Genomic DNA, 20,929 nt, shown 5'->3' with positions numbered 1-20,929 from the left:
GGTGTCACCCCTAGTGTCGCCCCATTGTTTACGGAAGCCCACATGACTGACGACGATCGCATCAAACTCGAGCCCAGTTGGAAAGCCGCCTTGCGTGCCGAGTTCGAGCAGCCTTACATGCAGCAGTTGCGCGAGTTCCTGCGTGGTGAATATGCCGCCGGCAAGCAGATCTACCCGCCTGGCCCGCTGATCTTCAATGCACTCAACTCCACCCCCCTGGATCAGGTCAAGGTGGTGATCCTCGGCCAGGACCCGTACCACGGCCCAGGGCAGGCCCATGGCCTGTGCTTCTCGGTGCAGCCTGGCGTGCCGACGCCGCCGTCGCTGGTGAACATCTACAAGGAGCTGCATCGCGATCTGAATATTCCCATCCCCAACCATGGCTACCTGCAAAGCTGGGCCGAGCAGGGTGTGTTGCTGCTCAATACCACCATGACCGTGGAGCGGGGCAACGCGGCATCCCATGCCAAGAAAGGCTGGGAGTTCTTCACCGACCGTATCATCGAGGTGGTCAGCGAACAGTGCGAGCACGTGGTGTTTCTGCTGTGGGGCTCCCATGCGCAGAGCAAGCAGAAGCTGATCGACGGCACCAAGCACCTGGTGCTCAAGTCTGTGCACCCCTCGCCGTTGTCGGCGTACCGCGGTTTTCTTGGCTGTGGACATTTCAGCCGTGCCAACGGTTTTCTCGAGCAGCGCGGGCTAGCGCCCATCAACTGGGCGTTGCCACCGCTGTGAGCCAGGCGGGGCCGTCAGGCCCCACAGGTCATGAGGGCCGCGTGCTCATCCAGTAACGGAACAGGGGCTCGGCCAGGAACAGCACGAAGAGCAGGCGCATCACTTGCAAAGCGGTCACCAGGGGCACCGACAGTTGCAGCGTTTCGGCGGTCAGGCTCATTTCAGCGATGCCCCCGGGCATCATGCCCAGCGTCAGTGAGCGCAGGTCCAAGGCTGTCAGCAGGCTCAAGCCCCAGGCGGCAGCGCCAGCCAGGGCCATGCTCAAGGCAGTCGCCACCAGCGTGCGCCCCAGAAATGCCGGGGCTCGGCGGAAGAACGCACGGTTGAAGTGGCAGGCCAGGCCGCTGCCGATCAGCCATTGGCCGATCTGACTGGCGCCATTGGGCAGGGCAATCTGCAAGTCGGCGGCCAGGCTGAAGGTGGCTGCCACCAGCAGCGGCCCGAACAGCCATGGGTTGGGCTGTTGCAGCCGCTGCCAGAGCCACCCGGCGGCCACCCCCAGCGGTGCGATGAGGGCCAGCCAGGCCCAGCTGACGCTGCCGGTGTGGTTGAGCGCTACGCCATCGCCCAGCAGCAGCTTGAACAGCGCCGGCACGCACAGCACCACGGCCAGCACGCGCAGGCTCTGGGCTGCGGCTACCTGGCTCAGTACCGCGCCATTGCGCGCACCCAGGTTGACCATTTCACCGGAGCCGCCTGGCATGCTGGCAAAGAACGCGGTGGCGCGGTCCTCACCCGAGCGGCGCAACAACCACACGCCAAGCACGCTTGAGACCGTGGTGAACAAGGCGCCGAAGAAGATCAGGGCGAAATGACTGCCCACTTGCTCGATGACCTGGGGCGTGAAGTGCAGGCCGATGCCCAGGCCGATGATGCATTGCCCGCAGCGCCGGCCATTGGGTATCTCTGGCAACTGCCAAGGGCTCAGGCAACGTACCGCGATGATCGCCAGCAACGAGCCGACCATCCACGGCAAAGGCCAGCCGACCTTGCTGGCGGCGAAACCGCCAGCAAGGCCGACCAGCCCAGTTGCCCAGTACAGCGGCAACGCGCGATCAGGCATCGGCCATGGCCCGGCGCTGCAGGCTGCGTTTGCGCCAGATGCGCACCATGGGCAGCGCGAGCATGAGCGCTACCAGTGCCCAGACACCCATGCTGATCGGGCTCGACCAGAGAATGCCCAGCTCGCCATTGGAAATCGACAATGCACGGCGCAGGTTCTGCTCCATCAGGCCACCCAGAATGAAGCCCAGCAGAATCGGCGACAGCGGGAAGTCCAGCTTGCGCAGGATATAGCCCATGATGCCGATGCCGACCATCAGGAACAGGTCGAAGGTGGTGGCATGCACGGCGTAGACGCCGATCCCGGTGATGATGGCGATCACCGGCACCAGGGCCCAGTTCGGTACGGCCAGGATGCGGGTGAAGATGCGGATCATCGGGATGTTCAGGATCACCAGCATGATGTTGGCGATGAACAGCGACGCGATCAGGCCCCAGACGATGTCAGGTTGCTGTTCGAACAGCAGCGGGCCAGGGGTGATGTTGTAGAGGGTCAGCGCGCCGATCATCACCGCCGTGGTTCCCGAACCCGGTACGCCAAGGGTCAGCATGGGCACCAGGGCGCCACAGCAGGAGGCGCCGATGGCCGTTTCCGGTGCAGCCAGGCCACGGGCGTCACCCTTGCCGAACTTGCCGCTGGCACCGGCCATGCGTTTTTCGGTCATGTAGGCCACCGCACTGGCCAGCGTGGCACCTGCGCCTGGTAACACGCCCATCACGAAGCCCAGCAGGCCGCAGCGAATGTTCACCGCGAACACCGACGCCGCTTCCTTGAAGTTGAACAGCATGCGCCCGGTGGCCTTGACTGCCTGGTGGCCGTGGTGGGTCTTTTCCAGCAGCAACAGAATTTCGCTGATCGAGAACAGGCCCAGCACCAGCACGACGAACTGAATGCCGTCGGCCAAGTGCACGCTGTCACCGGTGAAGCGGTACACGCCACTGTTGGCGTCGATGCCCACCGCCGACAAAAACAGGCCGATCAAGGCGGCGATGAAGGTCTTGAGCGGCTTGTCGCCGGCCATACCGCCCAGGGCGACGATGGCGAACACCATCAGCACGAAATACTCGGCCGGGCCGAAGGCGATTGCCCACTTGGCCAGCAGGGGGGCGAACAGCACCATGCCGCAGGTGGCGATGAAAGCGCCGATGAACGAGCTCCAGGCCGACAGGGACAGGGCCACGCCCGCCAAGCCCTGGCGGGCCATTGGGTAGCCGTCCAGGGTGGTCATCACCGTCGATGCTTCGCCCGGGATGTTTAGCAGGATCGAGCTGATCCGGCCACCGTACTCGCAGCCCAGGTACACTGCAGCCAGCAGGATCAGCGCCGACTCCGGAGGCAGGCCCAGGGCGAAGGCGATGGGAATCAGCAGGGCCACGCCATTGATCGGGCCCAGGCCCGGCAGCAGGCCGACGACGGTACCGATCAGCGTGCCGGACAGGGCAGTGACCAGGTTGTAAGGGGACAGGGCGACGCCGAAGCCCTGGCCCAGGTAGCTCAAGGTATCCATGTGTCAGTTCTCCAGTACGCTCAGCAGGCCAAGGGGCAGGGGCACGTCCATGACGCGGTCGAACAGCCAGTAGAGGAAAAGGCTCATGCCAACCACGACGATGACGCTGTGCAGCCAGCGACCGCCATACAGGCGCGCCATGGGCACACCGGCCAGGATGGCGCTGAGGATGAAGCCAAGGGACTCGAAGGTGGTCGCGAAAATCAGCAGCAGGCCAATGCAGGCGGCGATCTTGGTCAGGGTCGCCTTGTCCAGCGCCGGCTCGTCGTCCTTGTGCACGATCGGCGTGGGGCGGATCGCCATGTACAGCAAGCCCAGGCTCATCAGGCCGAGCATCAGCAGCGGGTAGGCACGTGGGCCTACCGGCTCATAGGAAAACGCCGCCTGATACGGCCAGGCCATCACGGCCAGGGCGGCGCACACGGCCAGCAGAATCAGGGCGAAGATGCGTTGCAGGATCATGGAGGAATCCTCGGTAAGTAGCGATGGGAGCGGCACACCCGTGAACCTGGGCCAAGGCCCAGGCCATGCACGGCAGCGTCTGCCTGCTCCTGCCAGGAAAAACCGGCAGACTGGGTTACTGCACCAGGCCGAATTCCTTGGCCAGCATCTTGTAGTCAGCGACTTGCTTCTTGACGTAGCCATCGAGCTCTTCACCCGTCATGGCGAAGGGGAACAGCTCACGCTGGTCACGCAATTTGGCGAAGTCTTCGGAGGCCAGCATCTTGTCGAACGAGGCTTTCCACCAGGCGTAGTCTTCGTCGCTCACTTTCGGGCCGAGGTAGAAGCCGCGCACCACAGGCCAGACGATGTCATAGCCCTGTTCCTTGGCAGTGGGGATGTCCTTCATGGCCGGGTCGTCCAGGCGTTTTTCCGAGAACACGGCCAGCAGGCGCATGTTGCCGCTCTCGATGTGCGGCATGGAGTCGGAGATGTCGGTGGAGCCTACCTGGATATGGCCGCCGAGCAATGCCGTGGCGATTTCGCCGCCGCCTTCAAGTGCCACGTAGCGCAGGTCGCGTGGGTTGATGCCGGCAGCCTTGGCGATCAGGGCGGTTTGCATCCAGTCCTGGCTGCCTACGGTGCCGCCGGAGCCGATCACCACCTTGCTCGGATCTTTCTTCAGCGCCGCGACCAGGTCGTCGAGGGTTTTGTAGGGCGAGTCGCTCTTGACTGCGATCGCGCCGTAGCTGGTACCGACGGCAGCCAGCCATTTCACTGCATTTTCATCGAAGCGACCGAACTTGCCCTGGGCCAGGTTCAGCAGCGAACCGCTCGACCAGGCCACCAGGGTCCCGGCATCGGCTGGGCGTTGGGCTACTACCGCGTTGTAGGCCACAGCGCCGACACCGCCAGGCATGTAGGTCACGCGCATGGGCTTGCTCAGGATCTTCTCCTGCACCAAGGCGCTTTGCACCAGCTTGCAGGTCAGGTCGAAGCCGCCGCCAGGCGAGGCCGGGGCGATGCATTCGGGGCGTTTGGGTTCGGCGGCCAGGGCATTGCCTGCCAGCAGCAGGCAGCCGGTTGCCAGTACGATACGGCGCAGTGAAAAGGTCATGGTCTATCTCCGTAGGCGTTGTTGTTATCGGGTTACCACAGGGCGACGCTGTAGCTCACCAGCAGCCGCACTTCGTCGGCGTCACGGGCGAAATTGGAGCGGAAGGTCGCGTTTCGCAGGCGCACCGCCACGTTTTTGAGCGGGCCGTTCTGCACCACGTATTTCAGCTCGGTATCACGCTCCCATTCCTTGCCCTCGCCACCGCTGGCACGGCTGACGTTGTCGCCGCTGATATAGCGGGTCAGGAACGTCAGGCCAGGCACGCCGAGTGCGGCAAAGTTGTAGTCGTAGCGGGCCTGCCAGGAGCGCTCGTCGGCATTGGCGAAGTCGTTGATCTGGACGAAGTTGACCAGGTAGGGGTCGGCGCCATCGACATAGGGGAACGCGCTGTCGCCGGTCAGCTGCTGCCAGCCGGCGCTGAACTTGTGCCCACCCAGGGCATAACTGACCATGCCGTTGAAGGTGGTGTTGTCGATGCTGCCGGCCCTGGCAGCCCCTGCGTCATCGCTCAGCGCCAGGCGCAGGTCGAAGGCCAGTGCGCCTGGGCCTACGGCTTGGGTGGCGAGCAGGCCGATGAAGTGCTGGCGGTAGATGTCATCCAGTTGGGCGAAGTGATAGCTGCCGGTCAACCGGTCGCTGAACTGATAGTCCAGCCCCGCCAGCGACAGGTTGTCTGCGCTGAACGAGCCACCGAAGCGGCCGTTCTTGTTGTTCAGTGCCAGGTCTTCCCAGTTGGTGTCGTCACGGTCCTTTGCCTTGTCCAGGCGCCCACCAGTGAAGGTCAGGCCCTTGATTTCCTTGGAGGTGAGCAGACCGCCTTCGAAGGTTTGCGGCAGAATGCGGCCATCGTTGGGGCGCAGGGTGGGCAGGGAAGGGATCAGGGTGCCGATCTTCAGTTCGGTCTTGGAAATCTTGGCCTTGGCGGTCAGGCCGAGCTTTGAGTACTCGTCGGCAGCCTTGCCATTGTCATGGGTGGGCAGCAGGCCACTGCCGGTACGGTCAGGGCTTGAATCGAGCTTGATGCCCATCATGCCCAGCGCATCCACGCCGAAGCCTACGGTACCTTCGGTGTAACCGGATTCGAGGTTGAGCATGAACCCCTGGGCCCATTCGTCGCGCTTGGATTGTTGCGCACTGGTGCCATCGCGAAAGTCGCGATTGAAGTACATGTTGCGGGTTTCGAAGGTGGCCGTGCTGTCTTCGAAGAAGGCGGCCTGGCTGAGCGGGGCGACGCCGGCGAGCGCGAGGGCGCTGGCGATGGCGCTGGGGCGTGCGGCGAGGGAACGAGCAGGTGCGAGCGCCTGCGGCTGCAATGACAGCATCGTTGTGGCTCCGTTTCTTGTTCTTATTCGATTGCACCTTGCTGGTGCTTTATTCGGCGCTCGGGGCGACCGTGGTGCGATGCTAGGTAACGAACCTTTCGCTAACCTTTCAGCGTGAAAGGTTTGTCGCGCCGGCTTCACAGGCCGCGGCGGCGGGGTACACTCCGCGCCATCGCCCCACCTAACAGGGACAATCCGATGCGTGTGCTGCTGGTAGAAGATCATCTGCAATTGGCCGACAGTGTGGCCCAGGCCTTGAAAAGTCTGGGCCTGACTGTGGATGTGCTGCATGACGGGGTGGCTGCCGACCTGGCCCTTGGCAGTGAGGACTACGCCGTGGCCGTGCTCGACGTGGGCTTGCCGCGCATGGACGGCTTCGAGGTGCTGGCCCGTCTGCGCGGACGTGGCAAGACCGTACCGGTGCTGATGCTCACCGCCCGCAGCGACGTCAAGGATCGGGTCCATGGCCTGAACCTGGGGGCTGACGATTACCTGGCCAAGCCGTTCGAGCTGACCGAGCTTGAGGCGCGGGTCAAGGCGCTGTTGCGCCGTAGTGTGCTCGGGGGCGAACGCCAGCAGCGCTGCGGGCCGCTGGTGTATGACCTCGATACCCGACGGTTCACCTTGGATGAGGCCCCGTTGTCCCTGACTTCCCGCGAGCAGGGTGTGCTCGAAGCCTTGATCGCCCGGCCGGGCCGGGTGATGAGCAAGGAGCAGTTGGCGGCCCAGGTGTTCGGCCTGGACGAGGACGCCAGCCCCGATGCCATCGAGATCTACGTTCATCGCCTGCGCAAGAAGCTTGATGGCCATTCGGTGGCCATCGTCACCTTCCGCGGCCTGGGTTACCTGCTCGAGCATCGCGATGCGTGAGAATGTCAGCCTGCGTGGGCGCCTGCTGGGTAATCTGGCGCTGCTGCTGGTGGTCCTGATGCTGGCCAGTGGGCTCAGTGCCTACTGGAACGGCCGCGAGGCGGCGGACACCGCCTACGACCGGACACTGCTGGCGTCCGCCCGTACCATCGCTGCGGGCCTGTCGCAACGCGACGGGTCGTTGAGCGCCGATGTGCCCTATGTGGCACTCGACACCTTTGCCTACGACAGCGCAGGACGTATCTACTACCAGGTCCTGGACATCAACCAACGGCTGATTTCAGGGTATGAAAAACTGCCGCCCCCGCCGTCTGGTACACCGCGTACAGACGACTACCCCGCCTTGGCGCGATTCTATGATGCGACGTATCTGGGGCAGAACGTGCGAGTGGTCAGCCTGCTCAAAGCGGTGAGCGAGCCGAACATGAACGGCATGGCGGAAATTCGCGTGGCTGAAACCGATGAGGCGCGGGTGAGCATGGCCCGGGGCCTGATGGGGGATACGTTGCTGCGTCTGGGCATGTTGGCCCTGGGCGCTTTGGTGATGGTGTGGTTCGCCGTCAGTGCGGCGCTGCGACCGCTCGAGCGCCTGCGCACGGCGGTCGAGGAGCGCCAGCCGGACGATCTGCGCCCATTGCCGGTGGTACAAGTGCAGCCTGAATTGCGGCCACTGGTGGGGGCGCTCAACCACTTCACCGAGCGTTTGCGTGCACAGTTCGAGCGCCAGGCGCAGTTCATCGCCGATGCTGCCCACGAGCTGCGTACGCCCCTGGCGGCGCTCAAAGCGCGGGTGGAACTGGGTTTGCGCGCCAATGAGCCGCAACAGTGGCACCAGACGCTGGAAGCGGCGGCGCAGGGCACCGACAAATTGACGCACCTGGCCAACCAGTTGCTTTCACTGGCGCGTGTGGAAAACGGCGCGCGTGCGATCGCCGAGGGGGGCGCCCAGCGCCTGGACCTCAGCCAACTGGCGCGCGAGCTGGGCATGGCCATGGCGCCGTTGGCGCACAATCGTGGCGTTGCACTGGCCCTCGAGGCGCAGGCACCGGTATGGCTCAAAGGCGAGCCGACGTTGCTCAACGAGCTGTTGAGCAACCTGGTCGACAATGCCCTGGCCCACACCCCAAAGGGCGGCAACGTCATCCTGCGCGTGCTCGCGCCTGCGGTGCTCGAGGTGGAGGACGACGGCCCCGGCATTCCAGAAGCCGAGCGCGAGCGGGTGTTCGAGCGCTTCTATCGCCGTAGCGCCCTGGGCAGCGGGTTGGGCCTCGCGATCGTGGGGGAGATCTGCCGGGCTCACCTGGCGCAGATCAGCCTGCATGATGGCGACAACGGCGGGCTGCGCGTGCGGGTGAGTTTCATCGCTGACTAAGCGTGGGCGCTCGGATCAATCCGGCCGCCAGGCAGAGCGAAGCCCTCAGCGCAACAAGCTGCGGGCTTCGAGCAGATCCTCGGCGTGCAGCTCGCTCCCCATGGGCAAGCCCAGGTGCCGGTAGGCTGGCAAGGCCGCCAGCGGCCTCTCTCGCCCACGCTGGCTGATGCAGCGGGCGATCTGGACCACATCGATGTAGTCGATGCGGTCGGTCTGTCGATCCAGGTCCTGAACCAGGCCTGGCAGCTTGACCAGCTGTTCGGGAAACTCCCATGCCTTGAGTATCTTGTCGCCCAGTACGGGCTGGATCAGTTCGATGACATGGTGCAGGCAGACCGGATCGGACAGCAGCTCGTTGTGCTCTTCGGCGTAGATCAGAACTGGCAGCGCGCCGATCTGGTTGACCAGGCCGCCCAGTGCCGCCTGATCAGGCTTGAGCCGCGTGTAGCGCCGGGCCAACTCGTAACTCATGCCGGCGACCTCAAGGCTGTTGGCCCAGATTTCGCGCAGTTTTTGCTCAACTGCAGGCGAACGCGCGTGGAAGATCTGCTCGATGACCAGGCCGATGGCCAGATTGCAGCTGTAGTTGATGCCCAGGCGAGTGATCGCCGTGTGCAGCTCGGTCACCTCGACCGTGGCCCGCAGCAGCGGGCTGTTGACCACCTTGATCAGGCGTGCCGACAAGGCGGCATCGCGGCCGATCACCCGGCTCAAGGCCGCCACGCTGATCTCGCTGTCTTCGGCGGCCTCGCGGATGCTCAAGGCAACCTCAGGCAAAGTCGGAAGTACCAGGTCATCCTTTTCAATGGCATCCAGCAGTTGCGCCTGGACCATTTCGGCCAGCTTGTTCATGGACGTGTCTACCGCAGTGGTGAAGCGGCCCCGCTGTCAAAGCGGGGCGGGGCTGGTCAGCGCTGGATTTCCCTGTCGCGGTCCAGTTCGTAGGGCAGGGGCAGTACCTGCAGGGGCGGGCCTTCGAGATGACCCAAGTGCAGGTTGCCATCCTCCACGGCATCGGCTGCGATCACCGCGAGCAGCTCACAGCCACTGCCGGTGCTGGCCGCCATCACCACATCGCCTACCGAGGAGCCATGCACGGGGGAGAAGAGCTGCTCCCCAGGTGCCGGCAGGGTTTGCTGATCGATTGCCAGGCGGTACATGCGACGCTTGAGCTTGCCCAGGTACTGCATGCGTGCAACGATTTCCTGGCCGGTGTAGCACCCTTTCTTGAAGCTGACGCCATCGACGGCTTGCAGGTTGATCATTTGCGGAATGAACTGCTCGCGGGTAGGCCCCAGCACCTGACCGATCCCGGCGCGGATCTGCCCCAGCAGCCATGGGTTGAGGCCGGCTTCGGGTAGTGTGTCGGCCAGGGTCTTGCGAACCTCGCCTGCCTGATCTGCCGGTACCCAGAGCTCGGTGCGGCCGGTGCTGACCGTTACAGCGATCAGCCCTTCCTGCCGCGCCGTGCTGCCGGCTTCGGGCGCCAGTTCCAGCCCCAGTGCCACAAGCGCTGCCTGGCCGTCGTGCAGGCCGAAACGCACCCAGGCGGCGCTTTCGTCGGTCAGGGTGGCCTTGGAAAACACAGCGTATTTCTTCAGGTCGGCCAGCTGAGGCTCCAGCAATTCACTGGCCATGGCCAGGAGGTAACCGTTGCCTTCAGGCAAGATTCTGAAGCTGGACTGCATGCGCCCCTTGACCATGCAACGTGCGCCAAAGCTGGCGTATTCGGGGCTGAGGTAGTTGATGTTGCAGGTCAGCTGGCCCTGCAGGAATTTGCCTGCATCGGAGCCGCGGACAGCGAGAATGCCTTCGTGGGACAGAGGGCAGAAGAAAGCGGTATCGGCCATGGGTCATCGCGGTGGCTTAAAGTCTGGGGCCATCATAGAACGCTGGTAACAAAATAGGTAGGTGACTTAGACCAACAGTTGGCTGTCGCTTCGCGCGGCTGGCTGTATACTGGCGGGCCACTCGAGGAGGGCCCCATGGTCGAACAAACTGAACTCAACCGGCTTTTCTGGCATAGCCGCCGCGGTATGCTGGAACTGGACGTCCTGCTAGTGCCTTTCACCCAGGAGGTCTACCCCAGCCTCAACGAAACCGATCGTCAGTTGTATGTTCGGCTGCTGAGCTGTGAGGACCAGGACATGTTCGGCTGGTTCATGGAGCGTACCGAGTCCGAGGACCCGGAGTTGCAGCGCATGGTTCGCATCATCCTGGACCGTGTCCAACCCAAGTGAGTGGTTCGAATGCCGCTGGCAGGGCTCACGCCTGTTGCTGGTGGCCTACCTGATCAGCCAGGCGCTCGCCTGGTTCGCCGTGCTTGTCAGCCCGTTACCGTTCTGGTTGGGGCTGCTGGTGATCGCTGCATGTAGTGTTCATGCGGCGTGGGCTATTCCGCGTCGTATTCTGTTGACGCATGTTCAGGCTGTCACCGGGCTTCGTCGTGACGGAGCCGGCTGGTGGGTGTTTTCACGGGCCCGGGGGTGGCAGCCTGTGCGGCTGTGTCGTGACAGCATCGCGTTGCCCGCGCTCGTAGTGCTGAGATTCGTACCGGTTGGGGCAGGGTGGGGGCGCAGCCAATGTGTGCCCTGGGATGCGCTTGGGATCGATGAGCATCGGCGTTTGCGGGTGAGGTTGAAGTTCAGCCGCAGGCGCTGGGTGGCGCCCATGCAGCACTAAACTATGCAGGCTGGCGCCGCGTCTGCCCTTGCCCTTGCCCTTGCCCTTGCTCTTGCTTTGGCTTCTAAGCGCGCGGTAGTTCAGGCACTGCAGATCGCGACTTCAGGAGGCCGAGCGCAGGGCTTGCGGAGGGAGGTGACAGGCATGGATGCCTGTCAAGCGCTGGGCCCCAGGATGGGGCCTGCAGCGCGGTCCTCCCGGGAGCAAGCCCGGAGCGAGGGAACCCCGGAGCGTAGCGTAGGGGCCGGATGATAGGAGCAGGCGGTTTTTGCTTACTTTTTGACAAGACAAAAAGTGAGCCGCCGTAAGGGCGGAAGGGTGACTGTGCGCCACCCGCGCCAATGAATACCAACTTGCTGTATGCGCCCACGCTTTGAACTTCGAATTTCGAACTTCGAAGTTCGAGCTTTGAGCTTTGAGCTTTGAGCTTTGAGCTTTGAGCTTTGATTGCATTGGTGTGGGTATTGAAAGAGAGCATAGTCCATTTGCGATGGCGACGCTTAATCACCTTTTCGCCCTTACGGCGAGTCACTTTTTGTCAAACGCCACAAAAAGTAACCAAAAAAGGCTGCGCTCCGTTCATACGGCCCCTACGCTGCGCTTCGGGGTTCCCTCACTCCGGTCTTGCTCCCGGGAGGACCGCGCTGTAGGCCCCATCCTGGGGCCCAGCGCTTGACAGGCATCCATGCCTGTCACCTCCCTCCGCAAGACCTGCGTTCGGCCTTCTGAAGTCGCGAAGATCAAAAGCAAGATCAAGATCAAGATCAAGATCAAGATCAAGATCAAGATCAAGATCAAGATCAAGATCAAGATCAAGATTAAGATTAAGATCAAGATTAAGATTAAGATCAAGATCAAGATCAAAGGCAAGAGCGTTGGGGTGCTTCGTGGGTGCGAGTTATGAAAGATTCAGAAAGTTAATATATGAGCTCGCGTTATACCGGTTTTATATCAGGGGTATGCTGTTTGGCACAGTGCTCGCTGTTAAACACATCTCAATAAGCAGCAGCGTATCCCTAAACAGCACGCACGCGCGTAGAAGCGGTCTTGCCGGGACGCCAGACCGGCCCCGACAATGTGGGCCGCGAAGCTAAATCCTGCAGTCCCCATCTTCCCCCAACCATTCAATCGGGCTCAAGCACCGTGTCTCTGGCCTCGCCAAGCATCGCCGGATAATCCAACGTGTAATGCAACCCCCGGCTCTCCTTGCGCTGCATCGCCGAGCGAATCATCAACTCCGCCACCTGCGCCAGATTGCGCAACTCGATCAAATCCCGACTGACCTTGTAGTTGCTGTAGAACTCGTCGATTTCATCGAGCAACAACCGCACGCGATGCTGCGCCCGCTGCAACCGCTTGCTGGTTCGCACGATCCCCACGTAATCCCACATGAAGCGCCGTAGCTCATCCCAGTTATGCGCAATGATCACATCCTCGTCCGAGTCCGTGACCTGGCTGGCATCCCACCCAGGCAAGGCCATTGGCATGCCGACATTCTCGAGGTTCGCCTGGATGTCGGCCGCCGCAGCCCGACCGTAGACGAAGCACTCCAGCAGCGAGTTGCTGGCCATGCGATTGGCGCCATGCAGCCCCGTGAAGCTGGTTTCACCAATCGCATACAGCCCCGGTACATCCGTGTGCCCCCGGTCGTCCACCATGACGCCACCACAGGTGTAGTGCGCTGCCGGCACCACAGGTATCGGCTGGCGGGTGATGTCGATGCCAAAGCCCAGGCACCGCTCGTAAACGGTAGGGAAATGGTTCTTGATGAACTCGACAGGCTTGTGCGAGATGTCCAGGTAGACGCAGTCCACCCCCAGGCGCTTCATTTCATGGTCGATCGCCCGTGCCACGATGTCGCGCGGGGCAAGCTCCTCGCGTGGGTCGAAGCGGGGCATGAAGCGCTCCCCGTTGGGCAGGCGAAGCAGGGCGCCTTCGCCACGCAAGGCCTCGGTGATCAAAAAGCTCTTGGCCTGCGGGTGATAAAGGCACGTAGGGTGGAACTGGTTGAACTCAAGGTTCGCGACCCTGCAGCCAGCCCGCCAGGCCATGGCGATACCATCGCCGCACGCGCCATCTGGGTTGCTGGTGTACAAGTACACTTTCGCCGCCCCACCCGTGGCCAACACCGTGAACCGCGCGCCGAACGTGTCCACTTGGCCCGTGTTGCGGTCCAGCACGTAGGCACCCAGGCAGCGCTCGCCGTCCAGGCCCAGGCGCCGCTCGGTGATCAGGTCCACCGCCACACGCTGCTCCAGCAGCTCGATGTTCGGGCGCTGCCTGGCCTGGGCCAGCAAGGTGTTGAAGATGGCCGCGCCCGTGGCGTCGGCGGCATGGATGATGCGCCGGTGGCTATGGCCGCCTTCACGTGTCAGGTGAAATTCGAAGCCTGCGTCGACCACGCCGTTGGGCTCATCCCGGGTAAACGGCACGCCTTGCTCGATCAGCCACTCGATGGCTTCGCGGCTGTGCTCCACGGTAAAGCGAACAGCGTCTTCGTGGCACAGGCCACCGCCGGCATTGAGGGTGTCCTCCACGTGGGACTGAATCGTATCGGCGCCGTCCAGTACGGCCGCTACGCCCCCTTGGGCCCAGTAGGTCGAACCGCTGGCCAGGTCACCCTTGCTCAGCACCGCAATGCGCAGATTCGCAGGCAGGTTCAGGGCCAGGCTCAGGCCCGCTGCGCCGCTGCCGATAACCAGGACATCATGTTGGAATTGTTGGCTCATGTCAGGACACTAGTAATCTTCGGAGGGGGCACGGCACAATAGTCATGCGTCGATGGCATTGTGAAACTATCGTTTAATGGCCGGGTGGCCTTTATAGCAGCCTCGGGTGGCCCTTTTCCATGCCGCTCGCCCGGTAACGGCAGGCATTGTGGGAACTTTCCAGCGTGGCTGGAAATCCTATGAAGGCTGCCCGCACGCCAACAATTTGCCGCGGCGACGCAGGGTGGTAGCTCGACATTGGGCTCACCTGCGTATTCGTAACCTGATTATCGACGTTGTCGGCTGCTGCCGTGCCGCGTCTTCCGTGCACGCCGCTCAAGGTCTGCAGGAAACTTGCTTGGAGGGGAGAACTTTTGCGCAAAGCCCGAGTCTATGGTTGCAAGCCTGAGCGATGGCTGCTGCAACGCTCCTTCGAGATCACCGAGGAGTGTTCATGCTAACCCAGGAAGAAGATCAGCAACTGGTCGAGCGCGTACAACGCGGCGACAGGCGAGCTTTCGATCTATTGGTGCTGAAGTACCAGCACAAGATTCTCGGGTTGATCGTGCGGTTTGTCCATGACACCCACGAAGCCCAGGACGTTGCACAAGAAGCGTTCATCAAGGCGTACCGTGCGCTTGGCAACTTCCGCGGTGACAGTGCGTTTTATACGTGGCTGTACCGCATCGCCATCAACACGGCGAAGAACTACCTGGTGTCCCGTGGAAGACGGCCGCCAGACAGCGATGTGAGCTCCGAGGATGCGGAGTTTTACGACGGCGATCATGGCCTCAAGGATCTTGAGTCTCCAGAGCGCTCCTTGTTGCGGGATGAGATCGAAGGCACTGTCCATCGCACCATTCAGCAACTGCCAGAAGACTTGCGTACGGCGCTGACCCTGCGAGAGTTCGATGGCCTGAGTTACGAAGACATTGCCAGCGTCATGCAATGTCCAGTGGGTACCGTGCGCTCTCGTATCTTCCGCGCTCGGGAGGCCATTGACAAAGCCTTGCAGCCTTTGCTGCAGGAAACCTGAGACAGCGGCTACAGCCAAGAGAGGAACCGCCATGAGTCGTGAAGCTTTGCAGGAATCGCTGTCCGCGGTAATGGATAACGAAGCGGACCAACTGGAATTGCGTCGGGTGTTGAATGCCGTCGACGATGCCGAAACCCGTGCTACCTGGTCCCGTTACCAGGTAGCCCGTGCAGCCATGCACAAGGAGCTGCTGCTGCCTAACCTGGACATCGCCTCGGCGGTATCCGCAGCGCTGGCCGATGAGGCCGTGCCTGCCAAGGCCAAGCAAGGCCCATGGCGCACCGTAAGCCGCGTGGCTGTTGCCGCGTCGGTGACCCTCGCCGTACTGGCAGGTGTGCGCCTGTACAACCAGGATGATATTACCGGTGCCCAGCTTGCGGCCCAGCAGCCTGTTCAGCAGGGTGTGACCGTGCCGCAGGCCCAAGGCCCTGCCGTGCTGGCCGGCTACAGCGAAAGCAGCGATCAGCCGACTGGCCCGATGGCCAACGGTGTTTTGCAGAACCAGGCTGGCTGGGACCAGCGGCTGCCAGGTTACCTGCGCCAACATGCCCAGGAGTCCGCTCTGAAGGGTTCTGAAACCGCACTGCCTTACGCTCGCGCCGCCAGCCTGGAAAACCGCTAATTAGGGAGGCTCATGCGCGCGCTACCTCTCCTGTCGCTGCTGCTCGGCAGCTGCATGACGGTGCTAGCGTTGGCAGCCAATTCTTCGCCCGAGGCGAACGAGTGGCTGAACAAGCTGGCACAGGCCGAGCAACGACAGAGCTACCTGGGCTCCTTCGTTTACGAACGTAACGGCAGCTTTTCAACCCACGATATCTGGCACCGTGTCCAAGAGGGCAAGGTCAGCGAGCGGCTGCTGCAGCTCGATGGCGTCGCCCAGGAAATCGTGCGCGTCGATGGCAAGGTACAATGCGTCAGTGGCGGGCTTGCCGAAGGTATTTCGGCGCCGCCCGATAGCGCGCCACGCCGCCTTGACCCCCTCAAACTCATGAGTTGGTACGACCTGTCCGTGTCCGGCAAGTCTCGTGTTGCAGGCCGGGACGCGGTGGTCGTGTCACTTTCACCGCGTGATCAGCACCGTTACGGTTACGAGCTGCATCTGGACCGTGCAACGGGCTTACCGCTGCGCTCGCTGATGCTCAACGAGAAAGGTCAACTGCTTGAGCGGTTCCAGATGACCCGGCTTGAAGCACGCATGCCTACCGATGAAGACCTGCGCCCCAGTTCGGCCTGCAAGCCCGTGGTGGCAGCGGCGCCTGCCGGTGGGGCTGTCTCTGGGTGGCGCTCCGATTGGCTACCGTCGGGGTTCGAAGTGGTCAATAGCGCCATCCGCCGCGAACCTGGGCAGGGCAGCCCGGTCAGCACCTTGATGTATGACGACGGTCTGGCGCGTTTCTCTGTCTTCATCGAGCCTGTGAAGGGCGAGGCTGGCGTTGATGTGCGTACCCAGTTGGGCCCGACATCGGCAGTATCGCGGCGCCTGAGTACGCCAAAGGGCCAGATGATGGTGACCGTCGTTGGCGAGATTCCGCTAGGCACGGCCGAACGCGTTGCCTTGTCGATGCGTCCTCAAGACGCTCAGGCGGGCCAGTGAGCAAAGGCTAATGGCGAGCGGTCCCGCTCAGGGCGTGGCTTTTTGAAATGAAATTAAAGCATTGTCATTTGCAATCTGACGGCAAATTTTCTATAGGTCAGGCTTCTGGGAGCCTGGCCATTGCTGCGTTGTGCAGGGTCGTTTCTTAATTACCGCTCGTTGTGACGGGAGCCGTATGTCAATACCTCGTTTGAAACCCTATCTATCGTTCTTCGCGGCCGTGCTGATGCTCGGGCAAGTGCTGACGGTCCAGGCTGAAGAAGCCCTGCCGGATTTCACGACGCTGGTCGAGCAAGCCTCGCCGGCGGTCGTCAACATCAGTACCAAGCAGAAGCTTCCGGACCGTCGCATCGCCGCAGGTCAAATGCCGGATCTCGAAGGCCTGCCGCCAATGTTCCGCGAATTCTTCGAGCGCAACCTTCCGCAGCAACCGCGTGCACCGCGTGGTGACCGTCAGCGTGAGGCACAGTCACTGGGCTCGGGCTTCATCATTTCCAGCGACGGCTATGTACTGACCAATAACCATGTCATCGCCGATGCCGACGAAATCATCGTGCGCTTGTCCGACCGCAGCGAATTGCAAGCCAAGCTGGTGGGTACCGACCCGCGCACTGACGTCGCATTGCTGAAGGTGGAGGGTAAGAACCTGCCTACCGTCAAGCTGGGGGATTCTGAAAAGCTCAAGGTCGGCGAATGGGTATTGGCCATCGGCTCGCCGTTCGGCTTTGACCATTCGGTGACCAAAGGTATCGTCAGCGCCAAGGGCCGCACCCTGCCCAACGACACCTATGTGCCGTTCATCCAGACCGACGTTGCGATCAACCCGGGCAACTCGGGTGGGCCGCTGTTCAACATGAACGGCGAAGTGGTAGGGATCAACTCGCAGATCTTCACGCGCTCCGGTGGCTTCATGGGCCTGTCGTTCGCGATCCCGATCGACGTGGCCATCGATGTCTCGAATCAGCTGAAGAAGGACGGCAAGGTCAGCCGTGGCTGGCTGGGCGTCGTCATCCAGGAGGTCAACAAGGACCTGGCTGAATCCTTCGGTCTGGACAAGCCTGCCGGTGCGCTGGTCGCTCAGGTGCTGGAAAACGGCCCGGCTGCCAAAGGGGGCCTGCAGGTCGGTGATGTCATCCTGAGCATGAATGGCCAGCCGATCGTCATGTCTGCCGACTTGCCGCATCTGGTAGGTGGCTTGAAGGATGGTGCCAAGGCCAAGCTGGACATCATTCGCAACGGCAAGCGCCAGACCCTTGATGTCAGTGTTGGCGCACTGCCAGACGACGATGCCGACATCGGCGCCGGTGCCGGCGACAGCAATGTCGAGCGCAGCAGCAATCGCCTGGGCGTTTCGGTGGCCGATCTTACTGCCGAGCAGAAGAAATCCCTGGAGCTCAAGGGCGGCGTGGTCATCAAGGAAGTGCAGGATGGTCCGGCCGCGCTGATCGGCCTGCGTCCGGGTGACGTCATCAGTCACCTGAACAACCAGGCCATCGGTTCGGCCAAGGAATTCACGCAAATCGCCAAGGAGCTGCCGAAGAACCGCTCCGTGTCCATGCGCGTGTTGCGCCAGGGGCGCGCCAGCTTCATCACCTTCAAGCTCGCCGAGTAAGCGCGGCGAATACGGGAGGAGGGCAGCGACAGCTGCCCTTTTTCATGTGCAGTGACATTTCAATGCCAAGCTGCAGGTGACGGCCGGGCAGAGGAATCTCCCACATCCTGGCAGCTTCAGGTACAATTGCCGGCTATTTTTCGGCGGGCGTCCGGCTCGCAGCCTTTTCCGAGTGTTGACCCGTGAGTGATTTGAGTCATATCCGCAATTTCTCCATCATCGCCCACATCGACCATGGCAAGTCGACGCTGGCCGACCGTTTCATTCAAATGTGCGGTGGCCTGACTGCGCGCGAAATGGAAGCCCAGGTGCTCGACTCCATGGACCTGGAGCGCGAACGCGGGATCACCATCAAGGCCCACAGCGTCACGCTCAACTACAAGGCCCAGGACGGCAAGGTCTACCAGCTCAACTTCATCGATACCCCCGGCCACGTCGACTTCACCTATGAAGTCTCGCGCTCGCTGGCGGCGTGCGAAGGGGCGTTGCTGGTGGTCGATGCCGGCCAGGGTGTCGAGGCCCAGTCCGTCGCCAACTGCTACACGGCCATCGAGCAAGGCCTGGAAGTCATGCCGGTTCTGAACAAGATGGACCTGCCACAGGCCGATCCCGATCGCGTCAAGGACGAAATCGAGAAGATCATCGGCATCGATGCCACCGATGCCGTGGCCTGCAGTGCCAAGAGCGGCATGGGGGTGGACGAGGTGCTCGAACGCCTGGTGCACACCATTCCCGCACCGACCGGCGATATCGACGCGCCACTGCAAGCCCTGATCATCGACTCCTGGTTCGACAACTACCTGGGCGTGGTCTCGCTGGTGCGCGTGCGCCATGGTCGCGTCAAGAAAGGCGACAAGATCCTGGTCAAGTCCACCGGCAAGCTGCACCTGGTCGACAGCGTGGGCGTCTTCACGCCCAAGCACACCCAAACCGCCGACCTCAAAGCCGGCGAAGTGGGCTTCATCATCGCCAGCATCAAGGACATCCACGGTGCCCCGGTCGGCGATACCCTGACCCTGTCTTCCACCCCGGAAGTCGAAGTGCTGCCTGGGTTCAAGAAGATCCAGCCGCAGGTATACGCCGGTCTGTTCCCGGTCAGTTCCGATGACTTCGAAGACTTCCGCGATGCCTTGCAGAAGCTGACGCTCAACGATTCGTCCCTGCAATACATGCCCGAAAGCTCCGACGCCCTGGGCTTTGGCTTCCGCTGCGGGTTCCTGGGCATGCTGCACATGGAGATCATCCAGGAGCGCCTGGAGCGCGAGTACGACCTGGACCTGATCACCACCGCGCCCAGCGTGATCTACGAGCTGGAACTCAAGACCGGTGAAACCATCGTCGTCGACAACCCGTCGAAGCTCCCAGACGTCTCGTCGGTCACCGACTTCCGCGAGCCCATCGTGACCGCGACCATCCTGGTGCCACAAGAACACCTGGGCAACGTGATCACCTTGTGTATCGAGAAGCGTGGCGTTCAGCGCGACATGCAGTTCCTGGGCAGCCAGGTGCAAGTGCGTTACGACATGCCGATGAACGAAGTGGTACTGGACTTCTTCGACCGCTTGAAGTCCACCAGCCGTGGCTATGCTTCGCTGGACTATCACTTCGATCGTTACCAGTCGGCCAACCTGGTCAAGCTGGACGTGTTGATCAACGGTGACAAGGTCGATGCCCTGGCATTGATCGTGCACCGCGACAACGCTGCGTACAAAGGCCGCGCGTTGACCGAGAAGATGAAGGAACTGATCCCGCGGCAGATGTTCGATGTGGCGATCCAGGCAGCCATTGGTGGCCAGATCATCGCGCGTACCACTGTCAAGGCGCTCAGAAAGAACGTACTGGCCAAATGTTATGGCGGCGACGTCAGCCGTAAGAAGAAGCTGCTCGAGAAGCAGAAGGCCGGTAAGAAACGCATGAAACAGGTGGGCAACGTGGAAATTCCACAAGAAGCCTTCCTCGCCGTGCTCAGGTTGGATAGTTAGGTCCTATGTCGCTAAATTTCCCGCTGTTGCTCGTCATTGCCGTGTTCGTGTGCGGTCTGTTGGGCCTGATCGACCTTCTGTTCCTGGCGCCGCGCCGACGTGCGGCGATCGCCACTTACCAGGGCAGTGTCAGCCAGCCGGAACCGGCGGTGGTCGAGCGCCTGAACAAGGAACCCTTGCTGGTCGAATACGGCAAGTCGTTCTTCCCGGTGCTGTTCATCGTGCTGGTGCTGCGCTCGTTCCTGGTCGAACCTTTCCAGATTCCGTCGGGGTCGATGAAACCCACGCTGGAAGTGGGTGACTTCATCCTGGTGAACAAGTTCTCCTATGGCATCCGCTTGCCGGTGATCGACAAGAAGGTCATCGAGGTGGGCGACCCACAGCGCGGCGATGTGATGGTGTTCCGCTACCCCAGCGACCCGAACGTCAACTACATCAAGCGGGTCGTTGGCTTGCCCGGTGACCAGATCCGCTACACCAACGACAAGCAGTTGTTCGTCAACGGTCAGCGGGTCGCCGAGCAACTGGTGGGTACCGAGCCTGGGACGCTGGGCAGCGCCCAGCTGTACAAGGAAAAGCTCGGTGCTGCCGAGCACCTGATCCGCAAGGAGATGAGCCGTTACCGTATGCCGCCGGACCAGCAATGGACGGTGCCAGCCGGCCATTACTTCATGATGGGCGACAACCGCGACAACTCCAACGACAGCCGCTACTGGGATGACCCCAACATTCCCAAGGAACTGCACGGCATGGTTCCGGACCGCAACATCGTTGGCAAGGCTTTCGCAGTATGGATGAGCTGGCCTGAGCCAAAACTCAGCCACCTGCCCAACTTGTCGCGGGTCGGACTGATCCATTGATACCCTTCGGCGCTGTCCATACAGCGCC

Annotated in this window: 20 protein-coding genes; 12 read left to right on the top strand and 8 right to left on the bottom strand. The window is 62.1% G+C overall.

Annotation, left to right across the window (positions count from 1 at the left end; all coding sequences use genetic code 11):
- The first annotated feature begins 42 nt into the window (after nucleotides 1–42).
- Entirely contained in the window at nucleotides 43–735 is a 693-nt protein-coding gene (ung, locus tag FH041_RS12580; RefSeq protein ID WP_027914564.1) for a uracil-DNA glycosylase, read from the top strand.
- A 28-nt stretch (nucleotides 736–763) separates the two neighbouring features.
- Here the strand turns inward: ung and FH041_RS12575 are convergent, their stop codons facing one another.
- The 5 genes from FH041_RS12575 to FH041_RS12555 all read right to left on the bottom strand — a co-directional run bounded on the left by FH041_RS12575 (nucleotide 764) and on the right by FH041_RS12555 (nucleotide 6,185).
- The gene (locus FH041_RS12575) at nucleotides 764–1,798 is read right to left on the bottom strand and encodes an AbrB family transcriptional regulator (RefSeq protein WP_027914565.1); all 1,035 of its coding nucleotides are present in this window, start codon (nucleotides 1,796–1,798) and stop codon (nucleotides 764–766) included.
- Nucleotides 1,791–3,305 (bottom strand): tripartite tricarboxylate transporter permease, encoded by a 1,515-nt coding sequence (locus FH041_RS12570; protein WP_023534356.1) that lies wholly within the window; start codon nucleotides 3,303–3,305, stop codon nucleotides 1,791–1,793. Before FH041_RS12570 ends, FH041_RS12575 begins: the two co-directional genes overlap by 8 nt.
- Before the next feature lie 3 nt (nucleotides 3,306–3,308).
- A complete protein-coding gene (locus FH041_RS12565) occupies nucleotides 3,309–3,767 on the bottom strand; it encodes a tripartite tricarboxylate transporter TctB family protein (protein ID WP_049696475.1) in 459 nt (152 codons plus the stop codon).
- Between the two features lie 115 nt (nucleotides 3,768–3,882).
- The gene (locus FH041_RS12560) at nucleotides 3,883–4,863 is read right to left on the bottom strand and encodes a tripartite tricarboxylate transporter substrate binding protein (RefSeq protein WP_028687230.1); all 981 of its coding nucleotides are present in this window, start codon (nucleotides 4,861–4,863) and stop codon (nucleotides 3,883–3,885) included.
- A 32-nt stretch (nucleotides 4,864–4,895) separates the two neighbouring features.
- Entirely contained in the window at nucleotides 4,896–6,185 is a 1,290-nt protein-coding gene (locus FH041_RS12555; protein WP_028687231.1) for an OprD family porin, read from the bottom strand.
- 198 nt (nucleotides 6,186–6,383) lie between these two features.
- On the opposite strand from FH041_RS12555, the gene FH041_RS12550 reads away from it, so the two are divergent.
- Both FH041_RS12550 and FH041_RS12545 read left to right on the top strand, forming a co-directional pair.
- On the top strand, nucleotides 6,384–7,055 hold the full coding sequence (locus FH041_RS12550) for a response regulator (RefSeq protein ID WP_027914569.1): 672 nt from the start codon (nucleotides 6,384–6,386) through the stop codon (nucleotides 7,053–7,055).
- Entirely contained in the window at nucleotides 7,048–8,427 is a 1,380-nt protein-coding gene (locus FH041_RS12545; RefSeq protein WP_028687232.1) for a sensor histidine kinase, read from the top strand. Before FH041_RS12550 ends, FH041_RS12545 begins: the two co-directional genes overlap by 8 nt.
- 45 nt (nucleotides 8,428–8,472) lie before the next feature.
- Here FH041_RS12545 and FH041_RS12540 read toward each other — a convergent pair whose 3' ends face one another.
- Both FH041_RS12540 and FH041_RS12535 read right to left on the bottom strand, forming a co-directional pair.
- Nucleotides 8,473–9,279 (bottom strand): HDOD domain-containing protein, encoded by an 807-nt coding sequence (locus FH041_RS12540; RefSeq protein ID WP_023534337.1) that lies wholly within the window; start codon nucleotides 9,277–9,279, stop codon nucleotides 8,473–8,475.
- Nucleotides 9,280–9,335: 56 nt separating this feature from the next.
- Nucleotides 9,336–10,277, bottom strand: a complete 942-nt coding sequence (locus FH041_RS12535; protein WP_027914571.1) for a folate-binding protein YgfZ — start codon at nucleotides 10,275–10,277, stop codon at nucleotides 9,336–9,338.
- A gap of 135 nt (nucleotides 10,278–10,412) precedes the next feature.
- On the opposite strand from FH041_RS12535, the gene FH041_RS12530 reads away from it, so the two are divergent.
- From FH041_RS12530 to FH041_RS22810, 3 genes are all read left to right on the top strand, one after another.
- The gene (locus tag FH041_RS12530; protein WP_023534507.1) at nucleotides 10,413–10,667 is read left to right on the top strand and encodes a succinate dehydrogenase assembly factor 2; all 255 of its coding nucleotides are present in this window, start codon (nucleotides 10,413–10,415) and stop codon (nucleotides 10,665–10,667) included.
- The gene (locus FH041_RS12525) at nucleotides 10,651–11,109 is read left to right on the top strand and encodes a protein YgfX (RefSeq protein WP_027914572.1); all 459 of its coding nucleotides are present in this window, start codon (nucleotides 10,651–10,653) and stop codon (nucleotides 11,107–11,109) included. Before FH041_RS12530 ends, FH041_RS12525 begins: the two co-directional genes overlap by 17 nt.
- A 685-nt stretch (nucleotides 11,110–11,794) precedes the next feature.
- On the top strand, nucleotides 11,795–12,013 hold the full coding sequence (locus FH041_RS22810; protein ID WP_168199542.1) for a hypothetical protein: 219 nt from the start codon (nucleotides 11,795–11,797) through the stop codon (nucleotides 12,011–12,013).
- Between the two features lie 220 nt (nucleotides 12,014–12,233).
- On the opposite strand, the gene nadB is transcribed toward FH041_RS22810, so the two are convergent.
- Nucleotides 12,234–13,838 carry an L-aspartate oxidase gene (nadB, locus tag FH041_RS12520; RefSeq protein WP_110607312.1) on the bottom strand — a complete coding sequence of 535 codons (1,605 nt, stop codon included), beginning with the start codon at nucleotides 13,836–13,838 and terminating at the stop codon, nucleotides 12,234–12,236.
- A 433-nt stretch (nucleotides 13,839–14,271) separates the two neighbouring features.
- Between nadB and rpoE the strand changes: the two genes are divergently transcribed.
- The 6 genes from rpoE (at nucleotide 14,272) to lepB (ending at nucleotide 20,901) form a co-directional block, all read left to right on the top strand.
- Nucleotides 14,272–14,853, top strand: a complete 582-nt coding sequence (gene rpoE / locus FH041_RS12515; protein WP_003252049.1) for an RNA polymerase sigma factor RpoE — start codon at nucleotides 14,272–14,274, stop codon at nucleotides 14,851–14,853.
- Between the two features lie 31 nt (nucleotides 14,854–14,884).
- Nucleotides 14,885–15,475, top strand: a complete 591-nt coding sequence (locus FH041_RS12510) for a sigma-E factor negative regulatory protein (RefSeq protein ID WP_023535291.1) — start codon at nucleotides 14,885–14,887, stop codon at nucleotides 15,473–15,475.
- A gap of 12 nt (nucleotides 15,476–15,487) precedes the next feature.
- On the top strand, nucleotides 15,488–16,447 hold the full coding sequence (locus tag FH041_RS12505; protein ID WP_132579072.1) for a MucB/RseB C-terminal domain-containing protein: 960 nt from the start codon (nucleotides 15,488–15,490) through the stop codon (nucleotides 16,445–16,447).
- A 226-nt stretch (nucleotides 16,448–16,673) separates the two neighbouring features.
- Nucleotides 16,674–18,059 (top strand): DegQ family serine endoprotease, encoded by a 1,386-nt coding sequence (locus tag FH041_RS12500; RefSeq protein ID WP_371259679.1) that lies wholly within the window; start codon nucleotides 16,674–16,676, stop codon nucleotides 18,057–18,059.
- Between the two features lie 182 nt (nucleotides 18,060–18,241).
- On the top strand, nucleotides 18,242–20,041 hold the full coding sequence (gene lepA / locus FH041_RS12495) for a translation elongation factor 4 (protein WP_023535281.1): 1,800 nt from the start codon (nucleotides 18,242–18,244) through the stop codon (nucleotides 20,039–20,041).
- Between the two features lie 5 nt (nucleotides 20,042–20,046).
- Nucleotides 20,047–20,901: a signal peptidase I gene (lepB, locus tag FH041_RS12490; RefSeq protein ID WP_023535203.1), complete on the top strand. Its 855-nt coding sequence runs from the start codon at nucleotides 20,047–20,049 to the stop codon at nucleotides 20,899–20,901.
- The last annotated feature ends 28 nt before the right edge of the window (nucleotides 20,902–20,929 follow it).

The sequence above is a fragment of the Pseudomonas sp. SWI7 genome (genome assembly GCF_006351945.1).
Taxonomy (GTDB): domain Bacteria; phylum Pseudomonadota; class Gammaproteobacteria; order Pseudomonadales; family Pseudomonadaceae; genus Aquipseudomonas; species Aquipseudomonas fulva.
This window is presented reverse-complemented; position numbering and strand designations above follow the sequence as displayed.

What these genes read in the sequence shown, in the direction of transcription:
- ung (WP_027914564.1), top strand. Translation starts at nt 43, where the DNA reads ATGACTGACGACGATCGCATCAAACTCGAGCCCAGTTGGAAAGCCGCC.
- FH041_RS12575 (WP_027914565.1), bottom strand. Translation starts at nt 1,798, where the DNA reads ATGCCTGATCGCGCGTTGCCGCTGTACTGGGCAACTGGGCTGGTCGGC.
- FH041_RS12570 (WP_023534356.1), bottom strand. Translation starts at nt 3,305, where the DNA reads ATGGATACCTTGAGCTACCTGGGCCAGGGCTTCGGCGTCGCCCTGTCC.
- FH041_RS12565 (WP_049696475.1), bottom strand. Translation starts at nt 3,767, where the DNA reads ATGATCCTGCAACGCATCTTCGCCCTGATTCTGCTGGCCGTGTGCGCC.
- FH041_RS12560 (WP_028687230.1), bottom strand. Translation starts at nt 4,863, where the DNA reads ATGACCTTTTCACTGCGCCGTATCGTACTGGCAACCGGCTGCCTGCTG.
- FH041_RS12555 (WP_028687231.1), bottom strand. Translation starts at nt 6,185, where the DNA reads ATGCTGTCATTGCAGCCGCAGGCGCTCGCACCTGCTCGTTCCCTCGCC.
- FH041_RS12550 (WP_027914569.1), top strand. Translation starts at nt 6,384, where the DNA reads ATGCGTGTGCTGCTGGTAGAAGATCATCTGCAATTGGCCGACAGTGTG.
- FH041_RS12545 (WP_028687232.1), top strand. Translation starts at nt 7,048, where the DNA reads ATGCGTGAGAATGTCAGCCTGCGTGGGCGCCTGCTGGGTAATCTGGCG.
- FH041_RS12540 (WP_023534337.1), bottom strand. Translation starts at nt 9,279, where the DNA reads ATGAACAAGCTGGCCGAAATGGTCCAGGCGCAACTGCTGGATGCCATT.
- FH041_RS12535 (WP_027914571.1), bottom strand. Translation starts at nt 10,277, where the DNA reads ATGGCCGATACCGCTTTCTTCTGCCCTCTGTCCCACGAAGGCATTCTC.
- FH041_RS12530 (WP_023534507.1), top strand. Translation starts at nt 10,413, where the DNA reads ATGGTCGAACAAACTGAACTCAACCGGCTTTTCTGGCATAGCCGCCGC.
- FH041_RS22810 (WP_168199542.1), top strand. Translation starts at nt 11,795, where the DNA reads ATGCCTGTCACCTCCCTCCGCAAGACCTGCGTTCGGCCTTCTGAAGTC.
- nadB (WP_110607312.1), bottom strand. Translation starts at nt 13,838, where the DNA reads ATGAGCCAACAATTCCAACATGATGTCCTGGTTATCGGCAGCGGCGCA.
- rpoE (WP_003252049.1), top strand. Translation starts at nt 14,272, where the DNA reads ATGCTAACCCAGGAAGAAGATCAGCAACTGGTCGAGCGCGTACAACGC.
- FH041_RS12510 (WP_023535291.1), top strand. Translation starts at nt 14,885, where the DNA reads ATGAGTCGTGAAGCTTTGCAGGAATCGCTGTCCGCGGTAATGGATAAC.
- FH041_RS12505 (WP_132579072.1), top strand. Translation starts at nt 15,488, where the DNA reads ATGCGCGCGCTACCTCTCCTGTCGCTGCTGCTCGGCAGCTGCATGACG.
- FH041_RS12500 (WP_371259679.1), top strand. Translation starts at nt 16,674, where the DNA reads ATGCTCGGGCAAGTGCTGACGGTCCAGGCTGAAGAAGCCCTGCCGGAT.
- lepB (WP_023535203.1), top strand. Translation starts at nt 20,047, where the DNA reads ATGTCGCTAAATTTCCCGCTGTTGCTCGTCATTGCCGTGTTCGTGTGC.